Here is a 23,258-nt window from a genome sequence, read left to right as displayed (position 1 = left end):
TCAGGAGCCCCATGACCATCAACACAGTAAATCCCAAAGCCGAACCCGGACCCCTGCTTGAGGTGCGCGGATTGCACGTCGAATACGGCCGCGGACCAGGGGCGGTCGTGGCCGCAGATTCACTCGAGCTGGTCCTCAAACCGGGCGAAATCGTTGCCGTCGTTGGTGAATCCGGTTCCGGAAAAAGCACACTCGCCAAATCGCTCATCGGCCTTCTCCCCGAAGCGGCCGCGGTCTCTGCCGGAACCATCGTGTTCGACGGCATTGAGCTGACCGGGCTTTCTGAACGTGCAATGGAGAAAATCCGTGGACGTAAGATCGGCATGGTTCCGCAGGATCCCGGCGCGTCGCTGGATCCGGTGAAGACGGTCGGATCCCAGGTGGCCGAGGTCTTCCGGCTGCACCCGGAAGAAGGCAGGCGCTCCAAGAGCGAGATCCGGGCGGAGGTCATCCGGCTCTTCGAACTGGTGGGCATCGACCGCCCCGCGGAGCGGCTGAAGCAGTACCCCCATGAACTCTCCGGCGGACTCAAGCAACGGGTCCTGATCGCGATCGCCTTCAGCCTGGGACCGAAGCTGCTGATTGCGGATGAGCCGACCTCGGCGCTGGACGTCACCGTGCAGCGCCGGGTGCTCGAGGTCTTCAGCAGGCTGGCGCGGGACCACGGGACGGCCGTCATCTTCGTGACGCATGACCTGGCCGTCGCAACCGATCTGGCCGACCGGATCGTGGTGATGCGGCAGGGCAGGATCCTTGAAGACCGTCCGGTCGCCGACATCCTGGCGCAGCCGGAGGACGACTACACGGTCAGGCTGCTCCGGGAGGCCTATCCTGCCGCCCCTAAGACTGACCGGGCCGACGTGGATACGGCCCGCGAGGAACCGGTTGCTGCGATCGAAGTCCGCGGCCTCACCAAGGTCTTCGGCCGGGGCGAGACTGAACACCGCGCCGTGGATGACGTCAATTTTGCGGTGCGCCAAGGAACCACCTTCGCGCTGGTCGGCGAATCCGGTTCGGGCAAGTCCACAACGGCCCGCATGATCATGCGGCTGCTGGACCCGACGTCGGGCACCGTGATGGTTCACGGGAACGATGTCACGTCGACCCAGGGAAAGGACAAACGGGAGCTGTGGCGCTCCCTGCAGCTGGTGTACCAAAACCCGGATTCGGCGCTCGACCCGCGGCTAACCGTTCGAGACATCGTCGCCGAACCCCTGGTGAATTTCCGTGTCGGGTCGCGCCTTGAACGTTGTGCCCGGGTTGCCGAACTCCTTGACCAGGTGAACCTCCCCGCACGCGTCACCGGCAGCAGGACCAAGGAACTCTCCGGCGGCCAGCGCCAGCGCGTGGCGATCGCCCGGGCCCTCGCGCTTGGCGCCCGCACCATCGTGCTTGACGAGGCCCTCTCCGCCCTGGACGTCCTGACGCAGGCCCAGATTCTGGTCCTGCTCGAAAACCTGCAACGCGACCTGGGACTTTCATACTTGTTCATTTCCCACGACCTGCACGTTGTTGAACGCTTCGCCCAAGACGTCGGCGTGATGAGTCGGGGCCAGCTGCGGGAAGTCGGCCCGACTGCGCAGGTCTTCTCCAACCCGCAAAGCGACTACACACGTCTGTTGCTCGATTCCAACCCTGGCCACCGCCTGCGCGACCTCGTTGCGGCAACCGGCCACTAAGAACGTCAGTCCCCCTTCAACGTTAGGAACAAGATGACTGTCTCGACAGAAGTAAGAGAACTCAGCGGAGAGGCCCGCTACGCGGCGTTGGCCGCCCGCTTCCAGGATGTCTTCGCGCGGATCGCAGAAGGTGCCCTGGAACGCGAGTCCAACCACGTCCTGCCGTTCGAGCCCGTTGCCTGGCTGAAGGAAAGCGGATTCACCACCATCCGGGTCCCCGCCGCGCACGGCGGGGACCCCGTCAGCTATGAGCACCTGAGCCGGCTGCTGATCGAACTCGCCGCCGCGGACTCCAACGTTTCACACCTGCTGCGGTCCCACTTCTCGTTCGTGGAAACGATTGCGCTGCAGCCCATCGAATTCCGCAACCGCTGGTTCCCCCGCGTACTCGCCGGGGAGATCTTCGGCAACGCCGCCACGGAACGCTCCGGCAACGCCCTGGGCACCACCCAGACCAAGCTTCGCGAGGAGGAGGGCCGCTGGCTGCTCAAGGGCGAAAAGTACTACACAACGGGCAGCATCTTCGCCGACTGGGTCGTGGTCATGGCGAGCACGGAAGGCCGTGAGGGCCGCCAGTACGCGTTGGTCCGCGTCAACGACCCCAAAGTCACGATCCTTGACGACTGGGACGGGTTCGGGCAGCCGCTCACCGGCACCGGAACGGCCATCTTTGCGGACGTGGAGGTCGACGCCGGGGACATCATCCAGCGCAAGGTCACCAGCACGCTGGAACCGGCGTTCTTCCAGCTCGCACTGCTGACCGTACTCGTCGGAATCGGCCACGCGGCTCTTCGCGACGCCAGCCAGCTGGTCCGCGAGCGCACCCGCACGTTCAACACCGGGTCAGGTTCGCTGTTCCGGGACGATCCGCTGATCCAGGAACGCGTTGGCCAGATCGCCGCCGGCGTCTACGCCGCCGAGTCCATCGTGGTGGCAGCCGCACGCGATCTGGATGCCGCCGTCGACCCTTCGCTGGGACTTGAGGTGGAGGCGGCCTTCGTCCGGGCCGAGCTGGGGGTGCAGCAGGCCCATGTGAGCGTCCCCGGCCTGGTTCTGGCCGCGGCGAATGAGCTGTTCGATGTCACCGGCGCTTCGTCGACCAGCCGCGGCAAGGGGCTGGACCGGCACTGGCGCAACGCCCGGACGGTAGCCACCCACAACCCGGTGGTGTTCAAGGCGCGGTCCGTCGGCGATTATCACATCAACGGAACCATCCCCACGGGCCTCCACAGCATCGGCGACGCGGTCCCGGCAACCACGTCCAGCCAGGGGAGCGATTCCTGATGGGGACCTTTGACGAACGTCCCCGGCTGCTCCTGAGCGCTTTCGTGATGAACACAACCACCCACATCCTGGGGGGCCAGTGGCGGCATCCGGAGGCGCAGCAGCACCGCTTCAACGAGCTGCAGCTGTGGGTCGATCTGGCCCGCGAGCTGGAGGAGGCGAAATTCGATGCGATGTTCTTCGCCGACGTCGTGGGGCTGTACGGTGACCACGAGGGCGGCTGGGCCTCGCTGGTCGAGCGGGGGCTTCAGGTCCCCTCGAACGATCCGCTGGTGCTCTGCTCCGCACTGGCCGCGGTGACCAAGGATATTGGCCTCGCCATGACGAGCTCGGTGATCCAGTCGGATCCGTTCCAGCTGGCCCGTCAGCTGTCGACCCTGGACCATATTTCCAATGGCCGTGTCGCCTGGAACATCGTTACCAGTGTGTTGGAGAACGCCCACCGGAACTTCGGCAACGCCGGGCTCACTCCGCACGACGACCGGTACGACTGGGCCGAGGAATACACCGAGGCCGTCTACAAGCTCTGGGAGGGTTCCTGGGACGACGACGCACTGCTGGCCGACAAGGTCCGCGGCATCCACGCGGATCCGTCGAAGGTCCACAAGGTCAACCACCGCGGGACCCGTTACTCCATTGACGGCCCACACCTGGTCGCACCCAGCCCGCAGCGCACGCCGTTCCTGTTCCAGGCGGGGAGTTCCGCCCGCGGCAAGAAATTCGCTGCGGAGAACGCGGAGGCAACCTTCCTCTTTGCGCCCAACGTTGACTACGTCAAGAAACAAACTGCCTCGATCCGGGCCCTCGAAGCCGCGGCAGGCCGGGCCGCCGGCGACGTCAAGATCTTTGGCGGACTGTCCTTCGTAATCGGCAGCACCGAGGCAGAGGTCGCCCGCAAGCAGGCCGAATACGACGAGTACCTGGATCTCCACACGATCATCGCGCATATCGGCGGCGGGATCGGCGTCGATCTGGGCGGCCTCCCGCTCGATACCCCGCTGGGCGACGTCGAGACCGAGGGCGCCCAGGGTGTTCTTCAAGCCGCCATTGCGTCCGTGCCCGGCGGCAAGCCTACGATCGGTGACCTGGCACGCTACCGTGCCAAGGCCCAGCAGATCGCCGGCACCCCGGATCAGATTGTGGACGAACTGGAACGCTGGCAGGATGCCGGGATCGATGGTGTGAACATCATCAACCAGATCATCCCCGGGTCCTACACGGACTTCATCCAGGGCGTGCTGCCCGAGTTGCAGCGCCGCGGCCTGGCCCAGACGGAGTACGCGCCGGGCACGCTGCGTGAGAAGGTTTTCGGCCGTGGCCCGAAGCTGGAGCCAACCCACCCCGCAACGCGCTATCGCGGTGCCTTCAGCGACCTGTCGGCCGCAGCAACAGTGAAGCCGAACGACCTGGCTCCGCTGCGGGTTTAGCCGGGCGCAGTGGGACCACGGCAGGCGGCGTGCCTGCCGTGGTCAGGCGGCGCCGGGAAGCAGCGCGTCGCGGAGCTGAACGCCGTAGTAGTTGCCCCTGTAGAAGAGCAGGGGTTCCGCGTCCGTGCGTGCACTGAGGGAGCGGACGGCGGCGACCACGATCGTGTGATCGCCGCCGTCGTATTCCTGATGGAGTTCGCAGTCCACCCAGGCCAGGGCCTCGGGCAGCACAGGGTTGCCCAGCGGGGACGGCGCGTGGTCGGCTCCGGCGAATTTTTCGGTTCCCGACCGGGCGAACTGGGCGGCCAGATGCTGATGCTCCTGGGCCAGGATGTTCACTGTGAACTTCCCTGCCCCGCGCAGCAGCGGCCAGGTCGAGGACGTCCGGGCCGGGCTGAAAGTCACCAGGGCGGGCTCCAGCGATAGGGAAGAAAAGGACTGGCAGGTAAACCCGGCAGGGCCGTCACTTGTGGCAGCGGTGATCACCGTCAACCCGGTGGCGAAATGACCCAAAACGTGACGGAGCCGTTGCGGGCTCAGGTCAGAATGATCCGTCATGGCAGTTTCCTTTCGAGGCTTTCCCCCAATCAACCACCGTTGCTTCCGGTTCCCAATACCAGGCGAAACCTGCGGACGCAGAGCGCAACGTGGCTTCACACGGCGCAGGAAATTACGACGACGGTCCGTCATCCCGCTTCATGAGGTGATCGCCCTGCCGTGTGAGTCAGGGCACGCACCAGCTGCAAACTCCGGGCCGGCTTTCCAGTCCCGGGGGCGTCGCCGCTGTTATTCCCGCGGCACGGCGATGACGGCCATGGTCTGCTGCTGCCCGTTCCGCATCTCAACGCTGGCTATGTTGGCAAGCTGCAGGGGCGTGGCTCCGGTGATCCTGACCCTCCCGCTCGGCGTTGCCGTCCATGCGCAGGCGCGGTCTTCGCCGCCGTCGCTGGCCTTCACCCACAGCGACAGGGTCCCGTCCACCGGGAGGCTCCGGCCTTCGACGGCGAGCTCAGTGCCCCAGGTCTTTTTGACCATCCCCACCGTGAACTGCAGCCCGTCGCCGGCCTGGACGGAGTAGCTGGCGTCCGGCTTGGGCGGCTGATTGACCAGCGGCGCCGCCAGGATTCCGAGAGCCAGGCAGCCCGCTGCCGCTGCGGCGAGCGCTGCGGTCCACCGGCGTCGTATTCTCCGGCGACGTGTGGACAGTTCGTCGAGAAGCTGCCGCGGCATGACGGCAGGCGTGGGGCCCGACGGCGGCGGTTCCGGCGTCGCCGGTTTCCGCCCGGTGGTGGCGGCAGCGGCGCCGAGGGCGACGGCGTCGGGCACCGGGAGCGCGTCCAGCAGCGCCGGGAGGCTGGCCAGCTCGTCCAGCTCACGCCGGCAGTCCGCGCAGCTGCCCAGGTGCTGCTCAAAGGCGGCGGCCTCCTCGGGTTCCAGCCCGCCGAGCAGGTAGGCGCCGAGCAGTTGGTGCAGGTCCGTGGCGCTCACCGCTGCACCCCCATCTCATCAAGGATCGTCCGGAGGGCCCGCACGGCGTAGAACGCGCGGGACTTCACTGTTCCGCTGGGGATATTCAAACTGACCGATGCCTCCTGCACGGTGTAGCGGCGGTAATGGAGGGCCACCAGAACGTCCCGGTGCTCCGCGCTGAGCCGGAGCAGCGCCTCTTCCATCAGTACCCGGTTGAGGAGTTCGTCCACGCGTTCCTCGCCGTCGGCCGGGTCTGCCAGGTCCCGTTCTGTCGCCTCGCGGGGCCGGCGCTGGGCCTTGCGGTAGTTGTCGATCATGATGTTGCGGGCCGTCCGGAACAGGTAGCTGCGCAGGCTTCCCGTGATCTGGGGGGCCTGCTGCCAGACCCGCAGCACTGTTTCCTGCACGACGTCGTCCGCCATGTGCGGATCCCGGCAGGCACTCAGGACGAAACGCCTGAGCGCCGGCCCGTGGTCGCGGTAAATCGCCGCCACCACGTCTTCGTCGAGCGACATGACCGTCCTCCCCGGGTGGGTTTGTGCGCCTGTTCCCCCTATGACGTGCGGATCGCCGGAACGGTTCACGTACGGGTTCCGGGGCGCAGTCCTGTGAACCATTCTTCCTCCGGAGGCGTCGTAACGGTTAGCGCCGGCCTGGCCAGTTGGCCGGTTCGACTCAAGGAGCAGCACATGAAAAAGCACCTCAGCATTGGCCTGTCCGCTTTCGCCCTCGCCGCACTGCTCTCCGGCTGTGCCGGCACCAGCGGGACTGCCACGTCCACGACGCCGGCGGCCGCCACGACGCCGCCCGGCAGTGCCGCAGCGGGTTCGGCTCCGGCTTCCACCTCTGCACCGGCCGCGGCCGGGCCGGATCTCAAGGTCGCGGATTCCACCGCCGGCAGGATCGTCGTCGACGGCAAAGGCATGAGCGTCTACTTCTACACGAAGGACGTCAAAGACTCCGGGACGAGCACCTGCACCGGCGGGTGCATCGCCGCATGGCCTCCGGCCCTCGCCGCCGGTGACACGCCAACGGTCGACGGCGTCACCGGCACCGTGGGCACCATCGCCACCCCGGAGGGCAAGAAGCAGCTGACCATCAACGGGATGCCCGTGTACTACTACGCCAAGGATGCGGCGGCCGGGGACATCCGGGGCCAGGGTGTGGGCAGCGTCTGGTACCTCGTGGCCCCCTCAGGTGACATGATCACCGGCACCTCCGGGTACTAACTGCCGGCCATCACTGCCGCCGGCCGCGGCCGGTGGCAGTTGTTCGGGCTCAGTCGTCCTCGACCTCGAACTCGACGGCGGCCAGAATCTCCTTGCTCTCCGGGTGGATCATGACCGCTTCGCGTTCGTCCTCGAGCATGAGGAACTCGCCCTGGTCCGTGGTGAAATGCCAGGCCAGGGTGGTCTGGCCCTCGTGGTCATAGTTGGGGTCGCCCATGGTGATCTTCAGGAGGGTGTGGCCTGCCACGTCGCAGAGCTCGCGGATGATCATTTCGAATTCCGGCATGTCGAGCAGATCACCTTCAGCGGCCTCGGCCTGGCGCTCCGCCAGGTTCGGGATCCGGGACACACGCTCGGCGATGTGGCGGTCGAGCTCCTCCTCGTCCAGGACCAGGAGGTCTGCCAGGTCCCGGAGCCACGCGGCGTTCAGCGCGATGATGTCTTCGGTCTCCAGCAGGGTTTCGAACTCGCTGTCGAGCTCTTCCAGGAGTCCGACCACGTCCGGGACGCCGTCCGTGCCGCTGTCCAGATCCGCGTCCCCATCAAGATACGCGTCTGCTTCCTCCTCGGAGAGGGAATCGAAGGCAGCCACGGTGCGGTTGAAGAGGTCCAGGTGAGCGGCGGCCCCCATGCTTTCGAGCCCGGCCCGGATGTAGGCGTCGATGTCCTGGCGTTCGGGCGCGGTAAAGACGTACTGGGCGAACCCGCCGCCCAGCGACTGCGTCAGGTAGAAGTCGACGTAGTAGCTGCGCAGCGCGTTCGGCGCGATTTCCTCGATGTCGAGCAACTCCGCGTACATGGCATTGACCACGTCCACGTTTGCGTCAACGACGTCCGCGTCGCTGCCGTTGATGACCGCCCGCGGCAGGACCGTCGCGTAACCGGTGGCGGGCAGGGTGGTGGAAAGGCCGTTGCTCATGGAAAATCCTCACTGCTTAAGGCGGGTGGTGCTCCGATCCCTTTCACGGTACGTGGCACCGCCGGCGCTGCGGTTGAGCCGCAGCTGAACGTCCGGCGAAGTTTGGGTGACCCGGCCAACGCTCTTCAGGTTGTGCCTTCGTTCGGACGTTTAAATCCCGGGCTCTTTTGGGTCCCAGCACGGTCCATAATCCGCCCTAAACACGTGGACTGGCATTTAAAATATAAGTAGGTATGGTGATGGGTAGATAGCGTTTAGAAAGGCGTGATTCCATTGTCAGGAAAGTCTCCCAGAAATGTCAATGCCAAGAAAACGGGAAAGTCGATTCTCGAAAAGAGAGCCGAGAAAAAGGCAAAAAACGAAACCAGCGAAATGCTGTTCGCAAAGCCGCGAAAAAGCCAGAGGTGACACCTAAGCCCTGATGCACCAGCGGCAGGCAGGTCACGGTGACAGGCGGAGACGCAAGCCACCAGGGCGTCGGTCCAAGTTCGCGCTAAACGATTAAATGCACGCCAAGCGGACGATACCGGGCGTTTCACAATGCTCCGACCGGGCACCGGGTGATTTCCGGTTGGACCGCGTTTCAGGCCTGTGGAAATTGTCGATTGTTCAAACACAGAAAGACCCGGTCATGCGCCAGACTCGTACCGCCCTGATTATCCCGGCCCGCCTGAGCCACCCCATTCGCGTCGAGGAGATCGACACGGCTCTTGCCACACGGCAGACCCTGGTTGAAGGAAACGTCGGAGCAATCAGTTGCATGGATTGGCACGCCTATCTGAACGACGAGGCAGACTTCATCCCCCTGCCCCTGAACGTCCGGGCCGAAGTGCTGATCCGCGAAGCAGGTCTGCATCTCGAGGAGACCGTCAGCGGGACGGTTGTGTTCCTCGGACACAAAAACGACGGCGGCGAGGCAGATGCACCTGCACACCTGCTCCGGCTGGCCGCGCGCCTCTTCGACACAGCGCGCCCGGCACCGGTCATGGTCCAGTAGACGAAGCACTCACTGTGGTCCCTTGTCCCATGGGTTCGGGGAGTCCCGCCAGGCTCGCTAAGATGGATCAGATGACCAACTGCTGAAAGTAGTGCGCACATGCCATCCCATCCGGACGAGAGTGCGGCACTGGCAATACAGACTCCCGCGATCAACGACCGCTCCCTGGCGGCCGGACTTGCCTACGCCATGGGGAGCCGCGTTTCGGGTATGTCCTTCGACGCCGCCACCGGTCTCATGCTCGGCAAGGTGCGTGGCGGCTCCGATGTGCCGTATTCGACGACGGCGAAGCTGGTCCGGAAGGCGGGCGGCTGGAGCTGCACCGTGGGGGTGTGCAGCTGCCCGGTCCGGAAGGACTGCAAGCATGTTGCCGCCCTGTTGTTCGCGGCCGAGGACAACCCTGCGATCCGTGTCCAGCTGCTGGCCCCCGCCGACGTCAGCCGACTGTCCCGGCCGGCCCCGGTGCTTGACGTGCCGGACTGGGAACAGGCGCTCAGCCCGCTGATTGCCCAGCCGGGAATCACGCAGTCCACCAATGGCATCCCGCTGGCACTCCAGTTCGAAATTGAAGAACCCGCCCCGCACTTCTCCTACACCGGGCGCCGCGACCCGCTGCGCAGCGTCCGCCAGCTTAAGGCCCGTCCGGTGATCATGGGCGCGAAGGGAAAATGGATCCGCGGCGACGTCTCCTGGAACACCCTGAGCTACCTGAGCTACCGGCGCGAGTGCAACGAGGCCCACGTCGAGTGGATGCAGGAGTTCCTCGCGTCACACACCGCCCTGGCGAACCGTCAGCACGCGGGGACGGGGCTGTGGCTGGGCCTGAACACCTACGCTGGCAAGAACCTGTGGAGCCTGCTGGCCCAGGCCCGGAAGATCGGCGTCGCCCTCGTCCACAGCCGCGGGGCGGAACCCGTGCGGTTCGTTGAGCAGCCGGCATCCGTCGGGCTCAACCTGGCCCGCTTCGGCGCCGCGCCGGTCCCCGCCGAGGCGGACGGCACCGTTGTGCTGCCGGCTGCCGGCGACGCGGACGACGGCGGGCTGTCGCTCGCCCCCACCATCACCGTTGAGGGGGAGGTGGTCGATCCGGCCTCCGTCGGGACCATCGGACGCCCCGCCCACGGGATCTTCCTGACCTCCGGCCCGGACGCACTGCCCGGAGCCGCACCGACGGACGCCGTCATTACGCTCGCCCCGCTCGAAGGCGGCCTCAGTGAGGAACTCCTGACCTTCGTCACGGCCGGAACCACGCTGCACATTCCGGCCCGGGACGAGAGCCGTTTCCTGACCGGCTTCTATCCCAAGCTCAAGCAGAGCGCCCGGGTCACAGCCTCCGACGAGTCCGTGGAGCTGCCCCAGCTGGCCGTACCCACCCTGTCGCTGCTGGCCAACTACGGCGCCGACCACCGGGTCCGGCTGCACTGGGAATGGCATTACAAGTCCGGCAAGCTCGTCACGGCCCAGCCGCTGTGGCGCCACCCCGGCGATCACGGCTACCGCGACGACCCTGCCGAGGCCCGCATCCTTGAGGCAGTCGGGCAGCCCTGGGATGTGGTTCCAGCCTTAGGCGAGTCGGCCACGGGAGGCTGGGGAACGCCGCGGCTGTCAGCCTCGGCGGAACTCAGCGGCCTGGACACCCTGGCGTTCACCGAGGAGCTGCTCCCGGGGCTCCGCGAGGTCCCCGGCGTTTCGGTGGACACGGCCGGCGAAATCGCCGACTACCGGGAGGCCGAAGAGGCGCCGGTCGTGTCCATCTCCACGAAGGCCACCGAGCAGCGGGACTGGTTCGACCTGGGCATCCAGATTTCCCTGGAGGGCCAGCCGGTGTCCTTCGCGGCCGTTTTCTCCGCGCTGGCGGCCGGCCAGACCAAGATGCTGCTCCCCAGCGGGGCCTATTTCTCTCTGGACCTGCCCGAACTCCACCAGCTCCGGGCCCTGATTGAAGAGGCCCGGGAACTGCAGGACAACAAGGACGCCCCACTGCAGATCAGCCGATTCCAGGCCGGGCTCTGGGACGAACTGGCGCAACTCGGCATTGTGGACCAGCAGGCCGCGGCCTGGCGCGAGGCTGTCGGCGGGCTGCTGGAAGGCGGCGCGAAGGGCCTGCCGTTGCCGGCAACCCTCAATGCCGAGCTTCGCCCGTACCAGCTGGAGGGCTTCAACTGGCTCAGTTTCCTCTACCGCCACGGACTCGGCGGGGTACTGGCCGATGACATGGGCCTGGGCAAGACCGTGCAGGCGCTGGCGCTGATCTGCGCCGCTAAGGACGCGGCAGTTGCTCCCGCTGCAGCTGCCGACGGCAGCGCTGCCGCCACGGTGCCTGGCGCTGCGCCCGGTGCTGCGCCCGGTGCTGCGCCTTTTCTGGTGGTGGCCCCCACAAGTGTCGTGGGCAACTGGGAGGCGGAGACCGCGCGGTTCGCGCCCGGTCTGACCGTGCGCGCCATCAGCGAAACCTTCGCCAAGAGCGGCTCAAGCCCCACGGAGGCGATGGCCGGTGCGGACATCGTCATTACGTCCTACGCCCTGTTCCGGATCGACTACGAGGCCTACGCCTCCAAGGAGTGGGCCGGGCTGGTCCTGGACGAGGCCCAGTTCGTCAAGAACCACCAGTCCAAGGCCTACCAGTGTGCCCGGAAGCTTCCGGCGGTGTTCAAACTCGCGATCACCGGCACCCCGCTGGAGAACAACCTGATGGAGTTCTGGGCGCTCACCTCGATTGTGGCGCCGGGGCTCTTCTCCAGCCCGAAGCGGTTCGCCGAGTCCTACCAGAAGCCGGTTGAAAAGAACGGCGACAAGGCCCAGCTGGACAAGCTCCGGCGTCGGGTCCGCCCGCTGATGATGCGGCGCACCAAGGAACAGGTCATCCACGACCTTCCGCCCAAGCAGGAGCAGATCCTCGAGGTTGTGCTGAACCCGCGGCACCAGAAGGTCTACCAGACGCACCTGCAGCGCGAACGCCAGAAGATCCTGGGACTGATCGACGACGTCAACAAGAACCGCTTCACGATCTTCCAGTCCCTCACGCTGCTGCGGCAGCTCAGCCTGGATCCCTCGCTGATCGATCCCTCGCTCTCGGGGGTCCGGTCCAGCAAGCTCGACGTGCTCTTCGAACAGCTGGAGGACCTGGTGGCGGAAGGGCACCGCGCCCTCATCTTCAGCCAGTTCACCGGGTTCCTGGGCAAGGTCCGCGAGCGGCTCGTCGAGGAGAACATCGAGTTCTGCTATCTCGACGGCAGCACCCGCAACCGCACCGACGTCGTCAATGAGTTCAAGAACGGCGCCGCCCCGGTGTTCCTGATCAGCCTCAAAGCCGGTGGCTTCGGCCTGAACCTCACGGAGGCGGACTACGTGTTCCTGCTGGACCCGTGGTGGAACCCGGCCTCGGAGGCGCAGGCAGTGGACCGCACGCACCGGATCGGGCAGGCCCGCAACGTCATGGTGTACCGGCTCGTCGCCAAGGACACCATCGAGGAAAAGGTCATGGCGCTCAAGGCCCGGAAGTCCCAGCTGTTCGCCGACGTCATGGAAGGCGACGCGCTCTCCGGTGGGGCACTCACGGCGGAGGACCTGGCCGGGCTGTTTAACGACTGAGTTCGTGGCTGGCGCGTTCCCACGCCTGACGCTCCCGGAGCCGGGCCAGGAGCGTCGCGGCGAGCAGCGCCGTCGTCATTTCCAGCGCAATGACCGCCAGCAGCGCCCCGGCGCCCGGGGGTGCCGCTCCGGCTGCTGCGGTGGCCGCGCCCTGGTGGACATGTGCCGAGGCGCCGGCTCCGGCCCCGAGGAGCAGGACCGCGTGCACCCCGGTCATCGCCAGTGCCGAGGCCATGACCTGCCGCAGGGCGCCGGCCCGTCCCTGCCGCCAGATGTGCGCGGCGCACGGCAGGCACACCGCCACCATGGCGAGCATCAGCAGGTTCAGCCACGTCCCGTGCTGGTTCGCGGCCACCAGCCACAGGTGCGCCAGGCACGACGCCGCTGTCACGGCGGCGCAGATCCGGGAATGGAAGACGATGCCGGCGCGGCCGCCCAGGCCCCCTGCGACGGTCATGGCTCAGCTGTGGCAGTGGCCACCGGCCGGCTGTGCATTCGCCGGCACATCCAGCACGGGGCTGCGGTCAAAGAAGCCTTCCGGGCGCAGCTTGAAGCCGGCTGTGTCCACGGGCATGATGGGCCAGTCCTCGGGACGCGGGAAGTGCGTGAGGCCAAAGGTGTGCCAGAGCACGATGTCCTGGCCGTCCAGGTCCCGGTCCTGGGCAACATAGGCCGGCAGCCCCGCTCCCCCGGAATGCTGGTTCACGAAGTCGCCGGTGGGGTAGCGCTCCGCGTCGGCGTGCCGGGTGACCCACAGGTCCTTCGTGGCGAACGCGGCGCGCCGGGCAATCGAGGACTCCGGGTCCGCCAGCAGGGTGGGCTGGCCTTCGGCGTGGAGCTTGTACGCCACGGGTTCGCCGAGGCGGTTCCGTGACTGCGGGTTGGAGATGACCCAGGTCCGGCCGTTGCGGGCGTCGGCCTCGCGCGCGCCCTCGGATTCGCGGGCAATGAGCGTGCGCTTCCGGGAAAAGGCGTTGCCGCGTTCGTTGCCTTCGCCCATCGCCTGCCGGACCACGTCTTCTTCCTCGACCCGGTTGGTGAGACCGTCGATTGCCATGTCCAGGCGTGCGCTGAACAGGTGCTGGTGGAACGGTGCGCCCAGACCCGGGGCGAGCTGGGAGATGTTGGCCGATCCGCCCTCCGGGTAGGCGGAGGTGAAGACGACGCCGGTGGCCTTGGCCTCGAACTCGATGGTTCCGTCGAGGTAGAGGTACCAGTAGAAGCCGTAGTCGTAGTTGCCGATGGTGGTGAAGAAGGAGATCACCAGGCGGCGGTTGCGGCGGGTGTAGTTGATGCCCGTCCAGAGGTCGCTGTGCTTGGCCAGGATCCCCCAGTCCTCCTCATGCATACAGATGCCGTTGCGGATCTCGCGGGGGTTGCCGAAGGCGTCGCTGATGACGGGGCTGAGGTAGGTGATCTCGCCGAGGCAGTCGCAGCCCAGCTCCAGGGAGTTGGCGTACTGGCCCACGAGGTACTCGCCGGTGTCGAAGTAGTTCTGCCAGGACCGGATCGGCGAGGGATCTCCGTACGGGACCACCATTTCGGCGATGGACGCCCGGTTGATGATGCTCCGTTTCCGGTCGCCGTCCTGGAACGCAATGTTGTGCAGTACTACCCCTTCGCGGACATCGAAGCCGACGTCGAGGCTCCACTTTTCCCACTCGATGTGGTTGCCGCCGGTGACGGTGAAGCTGGGCCCTTCCGGCTGGGTGATGTTGATGGGTTTCTGCGTGGTGCGGAGCGGACCGGTGAGCTCAGGGTCCGTGTAGTTGCCGTGCTCTGCGGGAATCGGCATGGCGCCCAGGTCCAGCACCTGCGTGACTTCCTTGCTGACCACATCGACGTACGCCACGAGACCGTCCACGGGGTGGGCCCAGGCGCTGTCCTCGGGGAAATCCTGCACGAAAGCCAGCCCGCGAAGGATGCGGCGGCCCTTTTCCTCCGGGTACTCGAAGACGCCGGCAGACAGCGGGGCAACGCGGACCTTGCTGACGTCCAGGCCGCGGTTGGCCAGCGCCTCAAGCCAGCACTCGTCCGTGGCCAGAAGCTCCTCGACGAGCTCGAACTCTTCCTCCAGGACGGGGAGTTCACCGGCCACCGCGGTGTCCAGCTCGACGACGGATATCACCGCGCTGCTGGACACCGAGACGGTCACGTCGGCCGGGCGCCCTCCGGACACGTCATGGACGAAGACCCGGAACCTGCGGTCCTCGCTTCCCTCCGGCGCATTCCTGGCGGGATCCAGCAGGCCCAGGTACGCGATGCGTTTGGTGTCGCCCAGCAGCCCCGCGGAGCGCAGGATGCCTTGAACTGCCGTGATTTCAGCGCCCGCGGCCAGGCTGTACGGACTAAACGGGGTGCGTGTGTCAGTTTGTACGGTCATCATGGCGGCCTTCGTTCGGGGACCCTGGCGGGTCAGAACTTTATTTTCTATAGTTGTAGAGAATACGGAAACGTAAGCTGTGCCACAAGAGTCCGACGCAAAATATTCCTGGGGAGCTGTCCGGTGCCAAAGATTGTCGACCACGACCAGCGGCGGCTTGAACTCGTCGACGCCACGTGGCGGATCATCGCCCGGCTCGGCATTGAAAGTGCCACGATGCGGGAAATTGCCCTTGAGGCCGGCTTTGCGAACGGGGCCCTCAAGCCGTACTTTCCCACGAAGGATGACCTGCTGACCTTCGCATTCGGGCACGTTTTCAACCGCACCAACGAGCGCATCGCGACGGTGACCGCCGGACTGGCTGGACTCGCGGCCCTGAAGGCGTTTTGCGTCGAGGTGCTGCCCCTGGATGAGGAGCGGATCAACGAGGCCCGGATTGTCATTCCGTTCTGGCAGAAGGCCATCAACGATCCCGGCAAGGCCCGGATCCACCGGGAATCAATGCAACAGTGGCTTGCGGCGATGCGGCAGTACCTTGCCGAGGCGCGGCAGGCCGGCGCAGTTGCCACCGCCGTCGACGACGCCGCACTGGCCGGACAGCTGCTCAACCTCCTCCTCGGCGCGCAGATCGCGGCGGCGCTCGCCCCGGAAGGCCAGCTGGAGCTCGGGCTGAATGAACAGCTGGAAGGGTTCCTGACCCTGCTGGCCCGCTGACCCTGCGTGCAATCTTTTTTCGCCAGCTGTCGAAAAAAGATGACACCGGCGGGCCGCGGCGCTACCCTGAAAGGACTGTGTCCCATGACACACTCCCTGAAATACGACGGCGTCAGGATCCTCGATGACCGCAGTTGCAGCCCGCCCCTCCTTCAGTCCCGCCGGCCAGGCCCTGCGCACCAGCCCGGCAACCTCGTTCGACCACTGGCGGCACCTCGTCGCGGAGTCCTTCGTTCCCCTGGCCGCGTCGAGCAAGAATGCGGAAAACTTCCGCGGCCGCCTGCGGGCCCGCAGGCTGGACCGCGTGGCGGTCGTCGAGGTGTCCTCCACGAGCCATGAGGTCCACCGCACGCCGGCGCTCATTGCGCAGTCCGACCAGCGCTATTTCAAGCTCAATCTCCAAATGCAGGGCACCGGGCTCCTCATCCAGGACAACCGCGAGGCCGTCCTGCAGCCGGGCGACCTCTCTATCTATGACACCAGCCGCCCCTACACGCTTGCCTTCGAGGGCGACGCCCGGCTCATGGTGGTGATGTTTCCCTGGGACGCGCTGTCCCTGCCGCCGGACTGCATCGCGGAGCTTTCGGCCGTGCGGATGGCCGCCGGCTCAGGCCTCGCCGCAATCGTCGGGCCGTTCATCGCCCACCTTGCCGAGAACCTGGATGCCCTGAGCGGCCCCAGCGGGTCCCGCCTTGCCGCGAATGCCCTCGATCTCGTTTCCACGATGCTGCATTCGGAACTGGACATGTCCGCGGACCGGATGCGGCCGCAGGCCCTCCTGGCGGCATCCGTCCGCGAGTACATCGACGCCCGGCTGGCCGATCCGCTGCTGTCGCCCGCGTCCATCGCGGCGGCCCATTTCATTTCCACACGGCACCTGCACAACGTCTTCCATGAATCCGGGACCACCGTGGCGAGCTGGATCCGGACCCAGCGGCTGGAAGGGGCACGCCGCGAGCTGCGGGATCCGCTCCTGGCCGGCATGCCGGTGGGGGCCGTGGCCGCGCGCTGGGGTTTCCTGGATGCGGCCCACTTCAGCCGGTCTTTCCGTGACGCCTTCGGCGAATCCCCCAGCGACTGGCGGCGCGGCGCCTAAACGACGGTCCGCTCCCGCAGGCAGGCGCCGCTGCTCAGCCGCACCGGCCGCCGGCACCGCCAGCGGGCTGCAGAAGGGGCGGTGCCGGATCCGTCCGGCACCGCCCCCAGCATTTAATGCCGGCCGCTACGCGGGGACCCCGGCCCGGGCGGCCTTGCGCTCGACGCCGACTTCCACCAAGACGCCGGCCGCAAACACTACGGGGACAGCGGTCAGCAGGCCCATGGCCGTTTCGGTGCTGCCGCCAATCAGCGCCGTGAAGTTGCTGACCACGAGGGACAGAACCCAGCCAAGAAGCAGGGTGGCGAGTATCGGCGCCACTTTGGTCTGCCAGACCTGGCCGGCCACTCTTTCGCGCCGGAAATACGCGACGACGGCCAGGGAGCACAGGATGTACAGGACCAGGAGCGCGGCCACGGCCAGCCCGCTGAACCAGGAAAAGAGGGTCAGGACCGGGTCCAGGGACAGCAGGGCGAACGGCGCCATGAGCAGGAACGCGATTACGGTCTGGATCCGTGCGGCGACGGCGGGGGCACGGTGCCGGTTGGTATGGGCGACGACGCCGGGCATGGACCCGCGCAGTGCCAGCGAATGGAGGTAGCGGTTGATGCCGTTGTGGAAGGCGATGATGCCGGCCAGCAGCGAGGTCACGAGCAGGACGCCGGTGGCGATCCCGGCCCACGGCCCGAAGAGTTCCACCATCGGTGTCAGCACGAAGGAGGTGGAGTCGCCTGATTCGAGCGCCGCCCCCGCGGCGTCCATGACGCGCGATGGGCCGTAGTAGCTGACCAGCATCCACGAGATGAAGGCGAAGAACACCGAGATGACCCCCACCGACAGGTAGGTGGCACGGGCCACTGTGCGGTGGGCATCCTTGGCCTCGGCCGAGTAGATGGCCGTGGATTCGAAGCCGAACATGGAGGCGACGGCGAACATGATGGCGACGCCCGGGGCTCCGGTGGCGATCGCCGCGGGAGAGAAGGACGCCGCGAGCGAAATTCCCTCCGGGCCGCCGCCCCGCAGCAGCACAGTGATGCCGAACATGAGCAGGATGGCGACTTCGAGTCCAACAAGTACCGCCAGGACGCGCGCACCAAGTTCGATGTTGAGGGATCCGAGCATCTGCACGCCGGCCATCGTGACCACGGCCAGCAGCCACCAGGGAACCACGACGCCGGCGGACCCGAGGAGCCCCGAGAACGCCGCGCCGTACAGCCCGTACATTGCGGCCTGGACTGTGCTGTAGGCCAGGAGCGCGAGCCACGCGGCTCCCGCTCCGGTCTTGCGCCCAAAGGCGGCGGTCACATAGGCGTAGAACGCGCCGTTGGCCTGGATCTTGCGGCTCATCGCCACGAACCCGACCGCAAAGATGACGATGACGATACCCACCACCAGGTACGCACCGGGCGCTCCGGGGCCGTTGCCGAGGGCCGCGGCCAGCGGCGACGCCCCGACGATTCCGGTCAATGGCGCCTGGGCGGACAAAACAAAGAAGAGAATGCCCATGACGCCGACGCTGCCGGCGCGCAGGGCGGTGGAGTGCTCGGCGCGGGGATTGTCTTCCGCGGTCCGGGGCTCGGATTTTGAAATACTCATCGGATCCTTCTTAACGGTCATGAGTCTGGGGATTGGCGGTGTGAGAAAGGGAGAGGTGTCTTGCACCGTGCAATCCAGCATTGCAGGTGACGCCTGTCACCCTTTTGTCGATCAGCGATCGTTTGTTGTTCCTCAGCGCAACGGCATCCAAGGCCGCCGCGATCCTTCGCACTGGGTCAACTGCAGTTCGCGCAAAGACAAGACTGCGCGCCGCACACCGGAGGACACTCGGACATGACAGTACGGCCAACTACTCGATGTGGAGTACACCCCATGGAAACTTACGACGCCCTTCTGGCCTCGATCACCCCTGACACCGGCGACACCCGGACCATCCTTGACCCCGCCACCGGCACTGTCGTCGGCAAAGCGCCGGTGCACACGCTGGAGGACCTGGAGCGGGCCATTGCCGCTGCAGCCGCCGCCCAACCCGCGTGGGCGGCATTGGGCCATGACGCGCGGAGCGCCGCACTGTTGAGGGCCGCCGACGCCGTCGAACGCTCTGCCGAGGAACTCGCCCGCCTGCTCTCCCGCGAGCAGGGCAAACCCCTCAACGGCCCCAATGCACGGTTCGAGGTCGGCGCCTGCGCCGCCTGGCTCCGCACGGCTGCCGCCACCGTCCTGGAGCCGGAGACCGTGGTGGACGACGGCGAAACCCGCGCCGAACTGCACTACCGGCCCATCGGCGTCGTCGGGGCGATCGGGCCCTGGAACTGGCCCATGATGATCACCATCTGGCAGATCGCACCGGCCCTCCGGATGGGCAACGCCGTGGTGGTCAAACCGTCCGAATACACCCCGCTGTCCGTCCTGGCCCTGGCGAAAGTCCTCAACGAGGAACTGCCCGAAGGCCTCCTCACCGTCGTCTCCGGCGGCCGCGACGTCGGCGCAAGGCTGGCCGAGCACCCCACGATCGGCAAGGTGATGTTCACCGGCTCCACGGCCACGGGCAAAGCCATCATCAGGTCCTCCGCGGACACGGTCAAACGCCTCACCCTGGAACTCGGCGGCAACGACGCAGGCATCGTCCTGCCCGACGCCGACCCCAAGGCTATCGCGGAGGGCCTCTTCTGGGGCGCCTTCATCAACACCGGCCAGACCTGCGCGGCCCTGAAGCGCCTCTACGTCCACGGCGACATCTACGATGCCGTCTGCGAGGAACTCACCGCGGTCGCCGCCGCGATGCCCATGGGCAACGGCCTCGACGAGGGGAATGTGCTGGGCCCGCTGCAGAACAAGCAGCAGTTCGACATCGTGGCCCGGCTGGTAGAGGACGCCCGCGATTCCGGGGCCAAGATCCTGCTCGGCGGCGACCCGGCCACGGACCAGCCCGGCTACTTCTACCCCGCCACCCTGGTGGCCGACATCGACAACAACAATCCGCTGGTGGCCGAGGAACAGTTCGGCCCCGCCCTGCCCATCATCCGCTACCGCACGGTGGACGAGGCCGTCACTATGGCCAACGGACTCGACGTCGGACTCGGCGCCTCCGTCTGGTCCGCCGATCCGGCGGAAGCCCGCACGGTCGCGGCCCGGCTCGAGGCAGGCACCGTCTGGATCAACAAGCACGGCGCCGTTGACCCGCGCATCCCCTTCGGCGGCGCCAAGCAATCCGGCTACGGCCTGGAATTCGGCGTCGAAGGACTCAAGGCCCTCGGCGTACCCCAGGTCATCAACGGCTGACCGGCCGGGGGTAACCTGCGACGGCGGAGGCCGGGGGAGTTTGCCCCGGCCTCCGGGTATCCCAGATGACTGGGGCTCGATGTCGCGGAACCCCCGGCTTGTGACGCTGAACGCGAACCGTTTGGGCACTAGGGCTCCCGGCATGACAGCATACCGACCATGGTCAAGAAGATTGCGTACCAGGGTGAGCCCGGCGCCAATTCCAATATTGCGTGCGCGCAGATGTTTCCCGAGCTGGAAAGCGTCCCGTGCGCCAGCTTCGAGGATGCCTTAGAGCTGGTATCCGGCGGGGAGGCTGCCCTGGCCATGATTCCTATTGAGAACTCGATCGCCGGCCGGGTGGCTGACATCCACGTCCTGCTGCCGCTATCCGGTCTGCAGATAGTGGGCGAGTACTTTCTTCCGATTCATTTTGACCTGTTGGGCATCCCGGGCAGCACCATCGAGGGGGCCACTGAGGTCCACAGCCACATCCATGCCCTGGGCCAGTGCCGCAAGCTGATCCGCAGTGCCGGCCTGAAGCCTGTTATTGCCGGCGATACCGCCGGTTCTGCCCGTGAAGTGCGGGAGTGGAATGATCCGACCAAGCTGTCCCTCGCTCCCCCGCTCGCTGCCCGGATCTACGGCTTGCAGGTGCTGGCTTCGCGGGTGGAAGATGACCCGTCCAACACCACCCGGTTCGTGGTCCTGGCGCCGGAAAAGGAATTGCCGTCCCGGGAGGCGCTGCCGGAAGCGGCTGTGACCAGTTTGCTGTTCCGGGTCCGGAACGTTCCTTCTGCCCTATTCAAGGCGCTTGGCGGGTTTGCCACGAACGGCGTGAACATGACAAGGCTGGAAAGCTACATGGTGGGCGACGAGTTTGCTGCCACCATGTTCATGGCCGACGTCGAAGGTCACCCCGAGGACCTGCCCGTCCGCCTGGCCCTTGAGGAGCTGGACTTCTTCACCACCGAAGTGCGCATTTTGGGCGTCTATGCCGCAGCCGAGTACCGGACCGGACAAGCAGCCGCAAGCTGAGGTCCTCGCCGCGCAGGCGGGACCCGCCTAGGAATCCGCTACGGATCCGGGCTGGCGACGCGCAAAAGGCTGAGCGCTGCGGGTATACCCGTAGCGCTCAGCCTTTGCCGTGTCACGGGACGTTTCCCGCAGCGCGCAGGGGTACCCGGACCGGTGCTTAGCCCGCGTGGTCCTGGAGCTCGGGGGTGCGGTTGCCTGCCTGCAGGAGGGGCGCGAAGAACGCGCCGAGCTCCGCCGTCGCCGTGAGGGGCAGGACGTTGGCCACATACTGGTCCGGGCGGACCACCACAACGACGCCGCCGCGGTCCAGGCCGCGCAGCTCGAAGATGTCCGCCGTCGGATCGGTGGCGTAGACCTTCTCGTAGTCCGTGAGCTGGAACGGGCCCACCAGCGGCTTGAACACTGGGGGGACCGCGCCGATGTCGACACCCGTGTGGTCCTGCTGGTAGATCACCTTCACGTCGAACCACGCGTCGAGGTCGGCCCCCCTGGGGGTGGCGGCGAGCGGGGAGTCCGGCGCGGTCGCGATCCAGTCGGCGAAGTCCGTGGTGGGTGACGGGGCACCGGCCGCTGCTGCGTCGGCAAAGACGTAGATGCGCCACCGCCCGTCCGCCGTGGCGTGGTGGCCCAGGTGCATCGGGTTGGTGTCGCAGACCCTCACAACGGACGCGGACTTGAAGCGCTTGCCGATGGGGAAGCCGGCAGCCAGGTCCTGGTGGTCGGCCTCGCCGACGAGCATGGACGGGGCGTACTGGGTCATGAATCCGGCCGGGAACTCGGCGGTGCTCACGTAGAAGTCCTCGAGCTCCGAGGGGCTTTCGAATTCCTCGGGCTTCTTCGCCATGAGCGTCGACCACTCCTTGTCGAAGTCAATGAGGTTCTTCGCGATGACCTGGCGCTCGGCCGAATACGTGGACAGCAGGCTTTCCGGGCTGCGGCCCTCGAGCACGTGCCCGAGCTTCCAGCCCAGGTTGAAGCCGTCCTGCATGGAAACGTTCATGCCCTGGCCGGCCTTGGCGCTGTGCGTGTGGCATGCGTCGCCGGTGATGAACACGCGCGGCGTGCGCGTGCCCAGCTGGTCCGGCAGGACGTCGTCGAACCGGTCAGTGAGGCGGTGGGCGACCTCATACACGCTGTGCCAGGCAACATTGCGGACGTCGAGGGTATAGGGGTGGAGGATCTCATTCGCCTGGGCAATGATCTGCTCGATGGTGGTGCTGCGCACGGCGCCTTTGTCGTTCCCGTCGACCTCGCCAAGATCGACATACATGCGGAACAGGTAGCCGCCTTCGCGCGGGATCAGCAGGATGCTGCCGCCGGTGCCGGACTGGATCGCGCACTTCGTGCGGATGTCCGGGAAGTCCGTGACGGCGAGGATATCCATGACGCCCCAGGCGTGGTTGGCCTGGTCGCCCGCGAGGGTGCAGCCGATCGAGTCCCGGACCTTGCTCCTGGCGCCATCCGCGCCGACGACGTACTTCGCCCGGACAATGCGCTCCCGGCCCTCATCGGGGCCGGCAGTGTGGACGAGGGTGACGGTGACGGGATACTCGCCTGCGTCGGAGACCTCGAGGCTCCGGAACTCCAGGCCGTAGTCAGGCGCCATGCGGGTGGGCGCGTTCGCCATGAACTCGCCGAAGTAGTCCAGGACGCGGGCCTGGTTGACGATGAGGTGCGGGAACTCGCTGATGCCTGTCGTGTCGTCCACGGCGCGGGCGGCCCGGACGATCCGGGACGGGTCCGCGGGGTCCGGCTTCCAGAAGGCCATCTCGGTGATGCGGTAGGCCTCGGCGATGATCCGCTCGGCGAATCCGAAGGCCTGGAAGGTCTCGACACTCCGGGCCTGGATGCCGTCGGCCTGGCCAATGGGGAGCCGCCCGTCGCGGCGCTCCACGATCCGGGTGGTGAGGCCCGGGAACTGGGACAGCTGCGCGGCGGTGACAACGCCCGCCGGTCCGGTGCCCACAATGAGCACGTCGACCTCGTCAGGAAGTTCTGTGGGCCGATCGATGCCGACGCCGGCAGCTGGCTGGACTCGCGGGTCACCGGATACGTAACCGTGGTGGTGGAACTGCACGGGCTTTCCTCACTTCGCTGTGTGGCACTTCGTGGTGTGGCGGACTGTCGCCGTCGGGGTGTTCGATATTAGAACTTGACGTTCGATAATAGAACT

General features: G+C 66.6%; 18 protein-coding genes. 10 read left to right on the top strand and 8 right to left on the bottom strand.

Annotation, left to right across the window (positions count from 1 at the left end):
- Positions 1–11 precede the first annotated feature (11 nt).
- The 3 genes from GXK59_RS19245 to GXK59_RS19235 are packed head-to-tail and all read left to right on the top strand — an operon-like array spanning position 12 to position 4,390.
- Entirely contained in the window at positions 12–1,679 is a 1,668-nt protein-coding gene (locus GXK59_RS19245) for a dipeptide ABC transporter ATP-binding protein (RefSeq protein WP_160663381.1), read from the top strand.
- Between the two features lie 33 nt (positions 1,680–1,712).
- Positions 1,713–2,963 carry an acyl-CoA dehydrogenase family protein gene (locus tag GXK59_RS19240; RefSeq protein WP_160663379.1) on the top strand — a complete coding sequence of 417 codons (1,251 nt, stop codon included), beginning with the start codon at positions 1,713–1,715 and terminating at the stop codon, positions 2,961–2,963.
- Positions 2,963–4,390, top strand: a complete 1,428-nt coding sequence (locus GXK59_RS19235; protein ID WP_160663377.1) for an NtaA/DmoA family FMN-dependent monooxygenase — start codon at positions 2,963–2,965, stop codon at positions 4,388–4,390. Before GXK59_RS19240 ends, GXK59_RS19235 begins: the two co-directional genes overlap by 1 nt.
- Positions 4,391–4,432: 42 nt before the next feature.
- Here the strand turns inward: GXK59_RS19235 and GXK59_RS19230 are convergent, their stop codons facing one another.
- The 3 genes from GXK59_RS19230 to GXK59_RS19220 form a co-directional block, all read right to left on the bottom strand.
- Positions 4,433–4,948, bottom strand: coding sequence for a flavin reductase family protein (locus GXK59_RS19230; protein WP_160663375.1), 516 nt, complete (start codon positions 4,946–4,948; stop codon positions 4,433–4,435).
- Positions 4,949–5,176: 228 nt separating this feature from the next.
- Positions 5,177–5,878, bottom strand: a complete 702-nt coding sequence (locus tag GXK59_RS19225) for an anti-sigma factor family protein (protein WP_160663373.1) — start codon at positions 5,876–5,878, stop codon at positions 5,177–5,179.
- Complete coding sequence (locus GXK59_RS19220) at positions 5,875–6,375, bottom strand: sigma-70 family RNA polymerase sigma factor (RefSeq protein WP_160663371.1); 501 nt, start codon at positions 6,373–6,375, stop codon at positions 5,875–5,877. Before GXK59_RS19220 ends, GXK59_RS19225 begins: the two co-directional genes overlap by 4 nt.
- 174 nt (positions 6,376–6,549) lie before the next feature.
- Here GXK59_RS19220 and GXK59_RS19215 point away from each other — a divergent pair, with 174 nt between their 5' ends.
- A complete protein-coding gene (locus GXK59_RS19215) occupies positions 6,550–7,089 on the top strand; it encodes a COG4315 family predicted lipoprotein (protein ID WP_160663369.1) in 540 nt (179 codons plus the stop codon).
- Between the two features lie 49 nt (positions 7,090–7,138).
- Here the strand turns inward: GXK59_RS19215 and GXK59_RS19210 are convergent, their stop codons facing one another.
- On the bottom strand, positions 7,139–8,008 hold the full coding sequence (locus tag GXK59_RS19210) for a DMP19 family protein (protein WP_237393709.1): 870 nt from the start codon (positions 8,006–8,008) through the stop codon (positions 7,139–7,141).
- 631 nt (positions 8,009–8,639) lie between these two features.
- On the opposite strand from GXK59_RS19210, the gene GXK59_RS19205 reads away from it, so the two are divergent.
- Positions 8,640–9,005: a DUF3846 domain-containing protein gene (locus GXK59_RS19205; RefSeq protein WP_160663367.1), complete on the top strand. Its 366-nt coding sequence runs from the start codon at positions 8,640–8,642 to the stop codon at positions 9,003–9,005.
- A 99-nt stretch (positions 9,006–9,104) separates the two neighbouring features.
- Positions 9,105–12,596 carry a DEAD/DEAH box helicase gene (locus GXK59_RS19200; protein ID WP_160663365.1) on the top strand — a complete coding sequence of 1,164 codons (3,492 nt, stop codon included), beginning with the start codon at positions 9,105–9,107 and terminating at the stop codon, positions 12,594–12,596.
- On the opposite strand, the gene GXK59_RS19195 is transcribed toward GXK59_RS19200, so the two are convergent.
- Both GXK59_RS19195 and GXK59_RS19190 read right to left on the bottom strand, forming a co-directional pair.
- Positions 12,586–13,053 carry a hypothetical protein gene (locus tag GXK59_RS19195; RefSeq protein WP_160663363.1) on the bottom strand — a complete coding sequence of 156 codons (468 nt, stop codon included), beginning with the start codon at positions 13,051–13,053 and terminating at the stop codon, positions 12,586–12,588. The two genes, GXK59_RS19200 and GXK59_RS19195, sit on opposite strands and share 11 nt — an antisense overlap.
- Before the next feature lie 3 nt (positions 13,054–13,056).
- Positions 13,057–14,982: a primary-amine oxidase gene (locus GXK59_RS19190; RefSeq protein ID WP_443094251.1), complete on the bottom strand. Its 1,926-nt coding sequence runs from the start codon at positions 14,980–14,982 to the stop codon at positions 13,057–13,059.
- A gap of 120 nt (positions 14,983–15,102) precedes the next feature.
- On the opposite strand from GXK59_RS19190, the gene GXK59_RS19185 reads away from it, so the two are divergent.
- Together GXK59_RS19185 and GXK59_RS19180 are read left to right on the top strand one after the other, a co-directional pair.
- Positions 15,103–15,693, top strand: coding sequence for a TetR/AcrR family transcriptional regulator (locus tag GXK59_RS19185; RefSeq protein ID WP_160663359.1), 591 nt, complete (start codon positions 15,103–15,105; stop codon positions 15,691–15,693).
- 124 nt (positions 15,694–15,817) lie between these two features.
- The gene (locus GXK59_RS19180) at positions 15,818–16,789 is read left to right on the top strand and encodes a helix-turn-helix domain-containing protein (RefSeq protein ID WP_160663357.1); all 972 of its coding nucleotides are present in this window, start codon (positions 15,818–15,820) and stop codon (positions 16,787–16,789) included.
- A gap of 126 nt (positions 16,790–16,915) precedes the next feature.
- On the opposite strand, the gene GXK59_RS19175 is transcribed toward GXK59_RS19180, so the two are convergent.
- Positions 16,916–18,385 carry an APC family permease gene (locus GXK59_RS19175; protein WP_160663355.1) on the bottom strand — a complete coding sequence of 490 codons (1,470 nt, stop codon included), beginning with the start codon at positions 18,383–18,385 and terminating at the stop codon, positions 16,916–16,918.
- A 273-nt stretch (positions 18,386–18,658) separates the two neighbouring features.
- Here GXK59_RS19175 and GXK59_RS19170 point away from each other — a divergent pair, with 273 nt between their 5' ends.
- Both GXK59_RS19170 and GXK59_RS19165 read left to right on the top strand, forming a co-directional pair.
- Positions 18,659–20,068 (top strand): aldehyde dehydrogenase family protein, encoded by a 1,410-nt coding sequence (locus GXK59_RS19170; protein WP_160663353.1) that lies wholly within the window; start codon positions 18,659–18,661, stop codon positions 20,066–20,068.
- A 159-nt stretch (positions 20,069–20,227) separates the two neighbouring features.
- Complete coding sequence (locus GXK59_RS19165; protein ID WP_160663351.1) at positions 20,228–21,085, top strand: prephenate dehydratase; 858 nt, start codon at positions 20,228–20,230, stop codon at positions 21,083–21,085.
- Between the two features lie 157 nt (positions 21,086–21,242).
- Here GXK59_RS19165 and GXK59_RS19160 read toward each other — a convergent pair whose 3' ends face one another.
- Positions 21,243–23,162 carry an FAD-binding monooxygenase gene (locus GXK59_RS19160; RefSeq protein WP_160663349.1) on the bottom strand — a complete coding sequence of 640 codons (1,920 nt, stop codon included), beginning with the start codon at positions 23,160–23,162 and terminating at the stop codon, positions 21,243–21,245.
- Positions 23,163–23,258: the final 96 nt, after the last annotated feature.

The organism is Pseudarthrobacter sp. ATCC 49987 (genome assembly GCF_009928425.1).
Classification (GTDB): Bacteria; Actinomycetota; Actinomycetes; order Actinomycetales; family Micrococcaceae; genus Arthrobacter.
Note: the sequence above shows the minus strand (reverse complement) of the source record. Positions and strands in the feature narration are given on the sequence as shown.

Coding starts and splice junctions, on each gene's coding strand:
- GXK59_RS19245 (WP_160663381.1), top strand. CDS start 12: ATGACCATCAACACAGTAAATCCCAAAGCCGAACCCGGACCCCTGCTT.
- GXK59_RS19240 (WP_160663379.1), top strand. CDS start 1,713: ATGACTGTCTCGACAGAAGTAAGAGAACTCAGCGGAGAGGCCCGCTAC.
- GXK59_RS19235 (WP_160663377.1), top strand. CDS start 2,963: ATGGGGACCTTTGACGAACGTCCCCGGCTGCTCCTGAGCGCTTTCGTG.
- GXK59_RS19230 (WP_160663375.1), bottom strand. CDS start 4,948: ATGACGGATCATTCTGACCTGAGCCCGCAACGGCTCCGTCACGTTTTG.
- GXK59_RS19220 (WP_160663371.1), bottom strand. CDS start 6,375: ATGTCGCTCGACGAAGACGTGGTGGCGGCGATTTACCGCGACCACGGG.
- GXK59_RS19215 (WP_160663369.1), top strand. CDS start 6,550: ATGAAAAAGCACCTCAGCATTGGCCTGTCCGCTTTCGCCCTCGCCGCA.
- GXK59_RS19210 (WP_237393709.1), bottom strand. CDS start 8,008: ATGAGCAACGGCCTTTCCACCACCCTGCCCGCCACCGGTTACGCGACG.
- GXK59_RS19205 (WP_160663367.1), top strand. CDS start 8,640: ATGCGCCAGACTCGTACCGCCCTGATTATCCCGGCCCGCCTGAGCCAC.
- GXK59_RS19200 (WP_160663365.1), top strand. CDS start 9,105: ATGCCATCCCATCCGGACGAGAGTGCGGCACTGGCAATACAGACTCCC.
- GXK59_RS19195 (WP_160663363.1), bottom strand. CDS start 13,053: ATGACCGTCGCAGGGGGCCTGGGCGGCCGCGCCGGCATCGTCTTCCAT.
- GXK59_RS19190 (WP_443094251.1), bottom strand. CDS start 14,982: ATGATGACCGTACAAACTGACACACGCACCCCGTTTAGTCCGTACAGC.
- GXK59_RS19180 (WP_160663357.1), top strand. CDS start 15,818: ATGACCGCAGTTGCAGCCCGCCCCTCCTTCAGTCCCGCCGGCCAGGCC.
- GXK59_RS19175 (WP_160663355.1), bottom strand. CDS start 18,385: ATGAGTATTTCAAAATCCGAGCCCCGGACCGCGGAAGACAATCCCCGC.
- GXK59_RS19170 (WP_160663353.1), top strand. CDS start 18,659: ATGGAAACTTACGACGCCCTTCTGGCCTCGATCACCCCTGACACCGGC.
- GXK59_RS19165 (WP_160663351.1), top strand. CDS start 20,228: ATGGTCAAGAAGATTGCGTACCAGGGTGAGCCCGGCGCCAATTCCAAT.